Source organism: uncultured Cellulomonas sp. (assembly GCF_963527515.1).
Classification (GTDB): domain Bacteria; phylum Actinomycetota; class Actinomycetes; order Actinomycetales; family Cellulomonadaceae; genus Cellulomonas.
Genome location: NZ_CAURTV010000019.1, coordinates 37,025 through 47,039, shown reverse-complemented (window position 1 = coordinate 47,039; position 10,015 = coordinate 37,025). Strand labels below are relative to the sequence as shown.

At 74.0% G+C, this 10,015-nt stretch carries 7 protein-coding genes and 1 pseudogene; 4 read left to right on the top strand and 4 right to left on the bottom strand.

Annotated elements, in window-relative coordinates; genetic code table 11:
• Positions 1 to 219: pseudogene (locus RYN42_RS07550) on the top strand (hypothetical protein); the annotation flags it as partial.
• Here the strand turns inward: RYN42_RS07550 and RYN42_RS07545 are convergent.
• From RYN42_RS07545 to RYN42_RS07535, 3 genes are read right to left on the bottom strand one after another with little or no spacing between them, the layout of a single operon-like run.
• The gene (locus RYN42_RS07545; protein WP_315095091.1) at positions 216 to 860 is read right to left on the bottom strand and encodes a hypothetical protein; all 645 of its coding nucleotides are present in this window, start codon (positions 858 to 860) and stop codon (positions 216 to 218) included. The pseudogene RYN42_RS07550 and the gene RYN42_RS07545 sit on opposite strands and share 4 nt — an antisense overlap.
• A 16-nt stretch (positions 861 to 876) precedes the next feature.
• Entirely contained in the window at positions 877 to 3,423 is a 2,547-nt protein-coding gene (locus RYN42_RS07540; RefSeq protein ID WP_315095089.1) for an ABC transporter permease, read from the bottom strand.
• Positions 3,423 to 4,160, bottom strand: coding sequence for an ABC transporter ATP-binding protein (locus RYN42_RS07535; RefSeq protein ID WP_315095087.1), 738 nt, complete (start codon positions 4,158 to 4,160; stop codon positions 3,423 to 3,425). The genes RYN42_RS07540 and RYN42_RS07535 overlap by 1 nt, the downstream gene beginning before the upstream one ends.
• A gap of 212 nt (positions 4,161 to 4,372) precedes the next feature.
• On the opposite strand from RYN42_RS07535, the gene RYN42_RS07530 reads away from it, so the two are divergent.
• The 3 genes from RYN42_RS07530 to RYN42_RS07520 all read left to right on the top strand — a co-directional run bounded on the left by RYN42_RS07530 (position 4,373) and on the right by RYN42_RS07520 (position 7,304).
• The gene (locus RYN42_RS07530) at positions 4,373 to 5,758 is read left to right on the top strand and encodes a DEAD/DEAH box helicase (protein ID WP_315095085.1); all 1,386 of its coding nucleotides are present in this window, start codon (positions 4,373 to 4,375) and stop codon (positions 5,756 to 5,758) included.
• A 137-nt stretch (positions 5,759 to 5,895) separates the two neighbouring features.
• Entirely contained in the window at positions 5,896 to 6,498 is a 603-nt protein-coding gene (locus RYN42_RS07525) for a sulfite oxidase-like oxidoreductase (RefSeq protein ID WP_315095082.1), read from the top strand.
• Positions 6,499 to 6,557: 59 nt separating this feature from the next.
• Positions 6,558 to 7,304 (top strand): ferredoxin reductase, encoded by a 747-nt coding sequence (locus RYN42_RS07520; protein ID WP_399552426.1) that lies wholly within the window; start codon positions 6,558 to 6,560, stop codon positions 7,302 to 7,304.
• A gap of 3 nt (positions 7,305 to 7,307) precedes the next feature.
• Here RYN42_RS07520 and RYN42_RS07515 read toward each other — a convergent pair whose 3' ends face one another.
• A complete protein-coding gene (locus RYN42_RS07515; protein ID WP_315095094.1) occupies positions 7,308 to 9,914 on the bottom strand; it encodes a phosphoenolpyruvate carboxylase in 2,607 nt (868 codons plus the stop codon).
• Between the last annotated feature and the right edge of the window lie 101 nt (positions 9,915 to 10,015).

The window sequence follows — 10,015 nt, the reverse complement described above, 5'->3', positions numbered from 1 at the left end:
CACCGGGTGCAGGAGGTCCTGGGCACCCAGCACGACGCGGTCACCCGGCTGGAGACCCTGCGCCGGCTCGCCCACCAGGCCGAGCTCGACGGCGAGAGCACGTTCACCTACGGGCGCCTGCACGCGCTCGAGCAGGTGGCGGGCGACGCGGCGGAGGAGTCCGCGAGCCGGCCGCTGCGCCGGGCGACCCGGCGGGGCCACCGCGCCTGGATGCGCTAGTCGGAACCGGGCTCGGGCGGGCGGTGGTTGTGGCCCAGGCTCTGCAGGAACCGCGGGCCGCTCGCGGCCAGCTCGGCCTCGAACGCCCCGGCCCACGACCCGTACGGCCGGGACGCGAGCGCGTCGTTGGAGAAGCGCGGGTCGGACGTCACCTCGGTGACGCAGAACGCCGGGATGGTCAGGTCGGTGACCGGACCGCCGCGCTCGACCTCAGCGACGAGCAGCGGCGCGTTCCCGCCGGCGAACGTGTCGACCACCCAGCCGTCGTCGCCCAGCCACACCGAGTGCCGGGTCTTGGCCACCCGCGCGCCACCGCGGCGCACCAGCTCGAGGCCGACCGACACGTCCAGCTCGCGCTCGGCCTCGTACCGGGTGCCCTCGTTCATCGGCCCCTTGACGGTGATCGCGCAGAAGTCCATGCGGTCGGCGTACCGGTCGAGGATCGCGAGCTCGTCCAGACCGGGCTCGAGCCGGAGCCCCTCGACCGTCGCCTGCACGCGGACCCGGATGGCGAAGCCCTCGTCGGCCAGGACGTAGCTCTGGACGATGAGGGCCGGCGAGGCGTCCAGCAGGTCCGCCGGGACGTCCCGCGCCCAGAAGCGACGCTCGAACTCGAAGTCGCCGTACCCCGTGTCGCTCACCCTCCGAGGCTATCGGTCACTCGGTGGTCACGGCGTCGAGCACGGGCAGACGCGCCGCCCGGACGGCGGGCCACAGGGCCGCGACCACCCCGACCACCACCGCGAGCGCGAGCATGAGCGCGAGGCTGGCCCACGGGACGGCTAGGGTGCGCAGCCCGACGTCCGCGAAGACGGTCGGCAGCGTGGCGGCCAGGGCGACCCCCATCACCAGTCCCACCGTCGTCCCGAAGACGGCGGTGAGCACGGACTCGAGCGTGATCGTGGTGCCCAGCTGGAGCCGGCCGAGGCCCACCGCGCGCAGCAGCCCGATCTCCCGCGTGCGCTCGATGACCGACAGCGCGAGGGTGTTCACGATGCCCAGCACAGCGATGACGACCGACAGCCCCAGCAGCGCGTAGAGGATCACGAGCACGCGGTCCACCTGCTCCGCGAGGTCGGACACGAACTCCTCGCTGTCCATGACGGACACCACCACGTACGGCCGGACGGCGTCGGCGAGCTGCGCGCGCAGCCCCGCGACGTCGGCGCCGTCGACCGCCGTGACGAACGCGGCCGTCAGCCGCTGCTCGTCCGGGGGCAGGAGGGTGTCCAGGAGCTGCTGCGAGACGACGAACGGGACGCCGAACGCGGGCGAGTCGATGACCGCGCCGATCCGTACGGTCTCCCGGGCGGACGACCCCACGAGCGTGAGGTCCTGGCCGAGGGACCAGTCTTCGTCGTCCATGGTGGTCCGCTGGACCGCGACCTCGCCGGCCGCGAGCGCGCCGGGGAAGTCTCCCTCGACCACCTCGGTGCGGATGCTCCGACCGACGGCGGTCGGGTCGATCCCTGTGACGGCGAAGGCGGAGTCGTCGACGAGCACGTTCGCGGTGGCGAACGTGTCGGCCGCCCGGACGTCGGGCAGCGCGCGGACGTCCGCCACCGCCTGCTCCGGCACCGTGCCCTGGGCGGCACCGCGCAGGATGTAGTCCGTCGTCGCCTCGCGCGCGACGATCGCGCTGGTCGAGGCCTGCGTGGTCGCCGCGATCACGGCCGCCGCACCGACCAGCGCCATCCCGATCATCAGCGCCCCCGCGGTGTTCGCGGTGCGGCGCGGGTTCCGGGTGACGTTGCCCCGCGCCAGCGGTCCCACGGGCCGCCACCGGGCGACGGGGATCGACGCCACCCGCAGGAAGCCGCGCGCCAGCACCGGGGACGCCGCCAGGACCCCGAGCACGACCGCCCCCGCGCCGCACCCGAGCAGCAGGTCGGCACGGTCCGCAGTGGGCCGCAGCAGCGCCAGCACGACAGCGCCGACCCCGAGCACCACGAGCGTGGACCCGGCGACCGCCCGGCGGACCAGCGACCGCTCCGGCAGCGACACCTCGTCGCGCAGCGCCTCGACCGGGGGGACCAGCGCGGCGCGGCGGGCCGGCACGGCGGCGGCAAGCACGCTCACGAGCGTGCCGACCAGCACGGAGACCACCAGCGTGAACCCGTCCAGCGGCACCCGCCCGGTCAGCTCCATGCCGAACCGGCCGAGCACCGCGCGGAGCACGACGACCAGCCCGAGGCCCCCGGCGACGCCGAGCACCGCGCCGACGACCCCGACGATGGCCGCCTGCAGCACGATCGAGCTGAACACCTGCAGCGGCGACGCGCCGACCGCGCGCAGCAGGGCGAGCTCCCGCGTCCGCTGCCGGACCCACATGGAGAACGTGTTGGCGATGATGAACCCGCCGACGAACAGCGAGATCCCCGCGAACACGAGCAGGAACGTGGTGATGAACCCGAGGATCGACAGGATGTCCTGGGTGGCCCGCTCGCGGACCTCGTCCCCGGTCACCGCCTCCGCGGGCACGGCCGACGCCCGCGCCACCGACGCGATCCGGTCCACCAGCTCGTGCTCGGTGAGCCCGTCGTCGGCCAGCACCGAGATGGTGGCGACCGTGCCGTCCGGGGCGAACGCGGCCGCGGCGGTCGCGGGGTCGAGGAAGACCACCGTGGCACCGGCCAGCGCGGCGCCGAGCCCCATCTCCCCCACCACGGTCACCGGGCGCACCTCCCCGCCGACGACCACCCGCGTGGCGTCGCCGAGCGCCAGCCCGGACGCGACGAGCGTCGCCGACTCCACGGCGATCTCGTCGGGACCCCGCGGCTCCCGGCCGTCGACCAGGTCCACCGCCCGGTCGCGCGGGTCGTAGGCGAAGCCGAAGCTGGGCGCCTGCGTGCTCTGCACGGCGGTCCCGTCGGCACCGACCAGCACGAGCGGGCCCTGCACGTCCGGCAGCGCCGCGGCGACGCCCTCGACCGCCTCGAGCTCGTCGACGAGCGTCAGCGGCACCGGGTTGCGCACGTCGGGGCTGATCCGGTCGGGGCCGCCCGTGCCGCCGGCCGGCTCGGCGCCGCGGACGTACGCGTCACCGAGGGTCGTCGTCGCCACGATGTCCGTGAAGGTGGAGCCGAGCATGGTGCGCAGCGCGAACGTGCCCGCGACGAACGCGACCCCCAGGGCCACGGCGAGCACCGACAGGCAGAACCGCACCAGGTGCGCCCGCACCCCGCGCAGCGCGACGCGGACCATCAGACGCCGGCGCGCAGGGCGGTGAGGGCGGTCAGGACGGTGTCCGCGGTCGGGTCCCGCAGCTCGCCCACCAGCCGCCCGTCCGCGAGGAACAGCACGCGGTGCGCGTAGCCGGCGGACGTCGGGTCGTGGGTGACCATGACGACCGACTGCCCGAGGTCGTCCACGCTGCTGCGCAGGAAGCCGAGCACCTCGGCGGCCGACGTGCTGTCGAGGTTGCCCGTCGGCTCGTCGGCGAAGACCACCGCGGGGCGGGCGACGAGGGCGCGCGCGCACGCGACCCGCTGCTGCTGCCCCCCGGAGAGCTCGTTCGGCTTGTGCCCCAGCCGGTCCCCGAGCCCCAGCGTCTCGACGACGAGCCGGAGGTGGTCCTGGTCGACGCGCCGGCGGGCGATGTCCAGGGGCAGCGTGATGTTCTCCAGGGCGGTCAGCGTCGGCACCAGGTTGTACGCCTGGAACACGAACCCCACCCGCGTGCGCCGCAGCGCGGTCAGGCGTCGCTCGCTCATGGCGCTCACGGTCTCGCCGTCGACCACCACCGTCCCCGACGTCGGCCGGTCCAGTCCCGCCAGGCAGTGCATGAGCGTCGACTTGCCCGAGCCGGACGGTCCCATGATCGCCGTGAGCTCGCCCCGGACCAGGTCGACGTCGACACCGTCCAGGGCTCGGACGGTCGTCGACCCCGTGCCGTAGACCTTGACCAGGGCATGCGCAGAGGCGATCACGGGGCTGGTCATCGCGGTGCGTTCCTCCAGGTGCCGGCGCTGTCCGGACCGATCGTCCCTTGTGATGCTCGCCACCGCGAGCCCCCGCGATGAGCAGCGTGTGAGAGGGTGGGGACATCAAGGGCTGCGCGAACCTGCGCGCCCCGCGTCGTGGAGGTCCCCCGGAGCACTCGCTCTGGTTGCTCTGGCGGCGGACCCCGACCAAGCCCCGAGAGGCTCTATCTATGACTTCGTTCGCTGAACTTGGCGTGCCCACTGCCCTGTGCACCGCGCTGACGGCCCAGGGCATCACCTCGCCCTTCCCCATCCAGACCGCCACCCTGCCCGACTCCCTGGCCGGCCGCGACGTCCTCGGCCGCGGCCGCACGGGCTCCGGCAAGACCCTCGCGTTCGCGCTGCCGCTCGTCGTGCGCCTCGCCGCCACCGCGGGCAAGGGCAAGGCCGCCCGCCGCCCCCGCGCCCTGGTGCTCGCCCCGACCCGCGAGCTCGCCACGCAGATCGACGCGACCATCGCACCGCTGGCCAAGGTGCTCGGCCTGAACACGACCGTCATCTTCGGCGGCGTCTCGCAGGGCAAGCAGACGTCGGCGCTCAACGGCGGCGTGGACATCGTCGTTGCCTGCCCCGGCCGCCTCGAGGACCTGCTCAGCCAGAAGGCCCTCACGCTCGACGACGTGCAGATCACCGTCCTCGACGAGGCCGACCACATGGCCGACCTCGGCTTCCTGCCCGGCGTCAAGCGCATCATGGACAAGACGCCGAAGGCCGGCCAGCGCCTGCTCTTCTCGGCCACCCTGGACAACGGCGTCGACCAGCTGGTCAAGCGCTACCTCACCTCGCCGGTCGAGCACTCCGTCGATGGTGCGGACTCGCCCGTCGCCGCCATGACCCACCACCTCTTCGAGGTCCGCGACGCCGACGCCAAGAAGCAGGTCGTGCACCACCTCGCCTCGGGCACCGGCCGCCGCCTGCTCTTCATGCGCACCAAGCACCAGGCCAAGAAGCTGGCCAAGCAGCTGACGATGGACGGCATCCCCGCCGTCGACCTGCACGGCAACCTGGCCCAGGGCGCCCGCGAGCGCAACCTCGAGGCGTTCTCCTCCGGCGCCGTCCGGGTGCTCGTCGCCACCGACATCGCCGCGCGCGGCATCCACGTGGACGACATCGAGCTCGTCGTGCACGTCGACCCGCCGGCCGAGCACAAGGCCTACCTGCACCGCTCGGGCCGCACGGCGCGTGCCGGGTCGGGCGGCGACGTCGTCACCATCGTCCTGCCCGAGCAGCGCGGCGACGTGCGCGCGCTGACCCGCGCCGCGAAGATCACCGCGACCCCCAAGCCCGTCTTCCCCGGTGACGCGACGCTCACGCGCCTCGTCGGCGAGGTCGCCGCGCACGTGACGTACGTCGCCCCGCCCGTGTCCGCCAGCACCGGTGGTGGCGGGGGCGGCGGTGGTCGCGGACGTGGCCGCGGCCGTGGAGCGGCCCCGGCCGCCGCTGCGACGGCCGGCGCATCCGGTCAGCGTCGTCGTCGCGGTGGGAGCGGTCGCGGCAGCAGCGGCGGTTCCGGTGCGGCTTCCGGCGGCCCCCGCGTGGTCTACTCGCGCGGCTGACGCACACCCTGAGCAGCCCAGAGGCCGGTCCGACATGTCGGACCGGCCTCTGGCGTTCACGCCGAGCGCGGCCCCATGATGAGGCGCAGCGTCCACCACCCCCCGGGAGCGACCATGTCCCAGCTGACGGCCCTCTGATGGCGATCATCTCCCGCGGGTTCCGCGGCAAGCGCGAGGTCGATCCGCGCATCCCGCCCGGCCAGTACCTCGAGCGCGGGTTCCCCGTCCTGTCGGCCGGCCCGACACCGCGCGCGGACCTGTCCACGTGGACGTTCTCGATCACCGCGGGCGGCGCTCCTCGGGCCAGCTGGACGTGGGCGGAGCTGACGAGCCTGCCGCACGACGACGTCGTCAAGGACATCCACTGCGTCACCAAGTGGACCAAGCTCGACTCCGCGTGGCGCGGGATCTCGCTGGACACCCTGCTCGAGGGCGTCGGGGTGTCGCCCGAGGAGCAGTACGTGATGGCGCACTGCGACGGCGGGTACACCACGAACGTCCCGCTGGCCGACCTGCGCGGCGGCAAGGCGTGGATCGCCTACCAGTACGACGGCGCACCCCTGCCCCCCGAGCACGGCGGCCCCGCCCGCCTGCTCATCCCCCACCTGTACTTCTGGAAGTCGGCCAAGTGGGTGCGCAGCCTCGATCTCCTGACCCAGGACTCGCCGGGGTTCTGGGAGCGGCTCGGCTACCACGCGTACGGCGACCCGTGGAAGGAGCAGCGGTATTGGGGCGACTGAGCGTGGCTGCCCTACCGCAGGACGACTCCCCCGCCGCTGAGCTGTACGCCCTGCCCTGGATGGTCGGCACCCTCGTCGCCCGGACCGCCGAGACCCCGACCGCCATGACCCTCGAGCTCGACGTGCCCGGCTGGCGCGGCGCCCTGGCCGGCCAGCACGTCGACGTCCGCCTGACGGCCGAGGACGGCTACTCGACGCAGCGGTCCTACTCGCTGGCCTCCCCCGGCACCATGGGGCTGCCCGGCGTGCCACCCGACCCGACAGGGCACAGCAGCCGGATCGCGCTCACCGTCCAGGTGGTCGACGACGGCGAGGTGTCGCCCTACCTCACGCAGGACCTGCAGGTGGGCGACGAGCTCGAGCTGCGCGGACCGGTCGGCCACTGGTTCGTGTGGCACCCGACGGACCCGCACCCGGTGCAGCTGATCGGCGGCGGCTCCGGCCTGGTCCCGCTCATGTCGATGCTCCGCACACGCCGGCTCGCCCGGAGCGTGGCGCCGTTCCGGCTGGCCGTCTCGGTCCGCACGCCGCAGGACGCCCTCTACGCCGACGAGCTGGCGTCGCTGGACGCGGAGGTCGGCATCACCCGCGTGTGGACCCGACGCGGGCCGGACGGGTGGACCGGGCGGGTGGGACGGATCGACCCCGGGCTGCTCGAGGCCGCGTGCTTCCCGCCCGACGAGCGCGCGCACGTGTTCGTCTGCGGGCCGACGCCGTTCGTGGAGAACGTCGCCGACACGCTGGTCGACCTCGGTCACGACCCCGAGCGCATCCGGACCGAACGATTCGGACCCACCGGGCCCTGAGCGTCAGCCGGTGTTCTGCAGGCCGGCCGCGACGCCGTTCACGGTGAGCAGCAGCAGCCGACGCAGGTCGTCGGCCTGCTCGGCCGCGTCACCCGTGCGCAGGCCCCGCAGCGCGCGCAGCTGCAGCAGCGACAGTGCGTCGACGTACGGGCTGCGCAGCTGCACGGCACGGCCCAGGATGCGCCGACGCGACAGGATGGCCTCGCTGTCCGTGATCGCCAGGACCCACGTGCGGGTCAGGGCCATCTCGTCGAGCACCTGCCCCGCCAGGTCGTCCCGGTCACCCAGGGCCAGGTACCGCTCGGCGATGCGCTCGTCGGTCTTGGCCAGCGACATCTCGACGTTGTCGATCATGGTGGCGAACAGCGGCCACTGCGCGTACGCCTCCCGCAGCTCCGTCAGGTCGCCGACGGTCTCCAGGGCGGTGCCCAGCCCGTACCAGCCGGCCAGGTTGATCCGGGCCTGCGACCAGGAGAACACCCACGGGATCGCCCGCAGGTCGTCGAGCGACTCCACCGACAGTCCGCGGCGCGCCGGGCGCGAGCCGATCGGCAGCATGCCGACCTCCTCGAGCGGGGTGACCTCGGCGAACCACTGGGGGAAGCCCTCGGCCTTGACCAGCTGGTGGAAGCGGACGCGCGACGTCTCGTCCAGCTGCGCGGCCAGGGCGGTGAACCGCTCGGTGGCCGCCGCGTTGCGCCGCTCGACGGAGGGGGCCCCGGCCAGCAGCGTCGCCGCCGCCACCTGCTCGATGTGCCGGGCCGCGATCACCGGGTCGCCGTAGCGGGCGAAGATGACCTCACCCTGCTCGGTCAGCTTGAACCGGCCGTCGACCGACCCCGGCGGCTGCGCCATGACCGCGCGGTTGGCGGGGCCGCCGCCGCGGCCGAGCGCCCCGCCGCGCCCGTGGAACAGCGTGAGGACGATGTCGTTGCGGCGGGCCCACTCGGTGATCCGGCGCTGCGCGGTGTCCAGCGTCAGCGTCGCCGAGACGGGGCCGACGTCCTTGGACGAGTCGGAGTACCCGAGCATGACCTCGAAGCGGCGACCGTTCTCCGCGAGGCGCCGCTGCACCTGCGGCAGGGCGAGCGCCCCGTCGAGGATCTCGACGGCGGCCTCGAGGTCGGCGAACGTCTCGAACAGCGGGATCGCGTCGATGACGGGCGCGTCCATGCCGGCGAACGTGAGCTCGGCCAGCTCGTAGACGGCCGCCAGGTGCTCCGCCGACCGCGTGAAGGACACGATGTAGCGGCGGGCCGCCAGCACGCTGAAGCGCCGCTGCACGGCCGCGATGGAGCGGAACGTGTCGATCACCTCGACGGTGCGCGGCTCGAGCTTGCCCTCGATCCCGTGGGCGCGCAGGTCGGTCAACGCCCCCTCGTGCACCTGCGAGTGCTGGCGCACCTCGAGCTCGGCCAGGTGGAACCCGAAGGTCTGAACCTGCCAGATGAGCCGCTGCAGGTCGCCGTACGCGGCCCGGCTGGCGCCTGCCTCCGCGAGCGAGCGCTGCACGACGGCGAGGTCGGCCTCCAGCTCCGTGGCGGCACCGAACGCGAGGTCGGCGTTGCGCGTGCGCGTCGCGGCGATGCGCTCGACCAGGAAGTAGACGACCCGCCGGTGCGGCTCGTTGGGTGCGTCGCCGGCGATGCGCGCGGCGAGCGGGGCCGACAGCCCACGCTGCTTCTGCCACAGCGCGCCCAGCTCGGCCGACGCCGGCGTGCCGGACGCGTCCAGCGTCAGCCCGTGGGCGGTGCGCCGCGCGGAGGACTCCAGCTCGAGCAGCGCGTGCTCGGAGGCCATCGCGGCGGCCGCCTCGGTGATCTCTGCCGTGACGTTCGGGTTGCCGTCCCGGTCGCCGCCGATCCACGTCCCGAGCCGGGCGAACGGCCGCACCGCCGGCGCGGTGGTGCCCGCGGCGTCGGCCAGCAGCCAGTCGTCCAGCCGCCGGTAGACGGCCGGCAGCACGTCGGCGAGCGTCGTCTCGAAGACGTTGAGCACCGTGCGGACCTCGTCCAGCACCGACGGCTTGGCCTCGCGCAGCGGCGCGGTGCGCCAGAGGGTGTCGATCTCGGCGAGCAGGCGCCGGTCGTTCTCCGCCAGGGACATCCCGCCCACGTAGCGCAGGTCGCGCTCCGCGACGAGCTCCGCGATCCGGCGGATCGAGCTGGACACCGCCCGACGGCGCGCCTCGGTGGGGTGCGCCGTGAACACCGGCCGGAACTCGAGGTCGGCCAGCCGCTGGCGGGCGACGTCCTCCCCGACCTCGTCGGCCAGCTGCGCCACCGCCGCGGGAAGCGAGTCGTCCGGGGCGAGGTGGTGCGGCTGCAGGTTGGCCTCACGCTCCCGCAGCACACGCACGCGGTGGTACTCCTCCGCGGTGTTGGCCAGGTGGAAGTAGCACGTGAACGCCCGGGCGACCTCCTCGGCCCGGGTGTGCGTGAACCCGGCGACCAGGTCCTCGGCCTGCGCCAGCGCGTCGGCGTCCGGCCCGTTGTGGGCCCGGATGGCCAGCTCGCGCAGCCGCTCGACGTCGGTGAGCAGGTCCTCGCCACCGGCCTCGCGCAGCACGCGCCCGAGGAACTCGCCCAGGACGCGGACGTCGTTGCGCATGGGCTCGGGGACCTCGTGGCTCACCGGGCTCGGGGCGGGGGCGTGCGCGGCGTCGCTCGGGGAAACAGGTGCGGTCACGGGCCAAAACTAGGCCACCGACG

Excerpts from the sequence above, each read along its gene's own strand:
- RYN42_RS07540 (WP_315095089.1), bottom strand. The coding sequence starts at position 3,423 with ATGGTCCGCGTCGCGCTGCGCGGGGTGCGGGCGCACCTGGTGCGGTTC.
- RYN42_RS07535 (WP_315095087.1), bottom strand. The coding sequence starts at position 4,160 with ATGACCAGCCCCGTGATCGCCTCTGCGCATGCCCTGGTCAAGGTCTAC.
- RYN42_RS07530 (WP_315095085.1), top strand. The coding sequence starts at position 4,373 with ATGACTTCGTTCGCTGAACTTGGCGTGCCCACTGCCCTGTGCACCGCG.
- RYN42_RS07525 (WP_315095082.1), top strand. The coding sequence starts at position 5,896 with ATGGCGATCATCTCCCGCGGGTTCCGCGGCAAGCGCGAGGTCGATCCG.
- RYN42_RS07520 (WP_399552426.1), top strand. The coding sequence starts at position 6,558 with ATGGTCGGCACCCTCGTCGCCCGGACCGCCGAGACCCCGACCGCCATG.
- RYN42_RS07515 (WP_315095094.1), bottom strand. The coding sequence starts at position 9,914 with ATGCGCAACGACGTCCGCGTCCTGGGCGAGTTCCTCGGGCGCGTGCTG.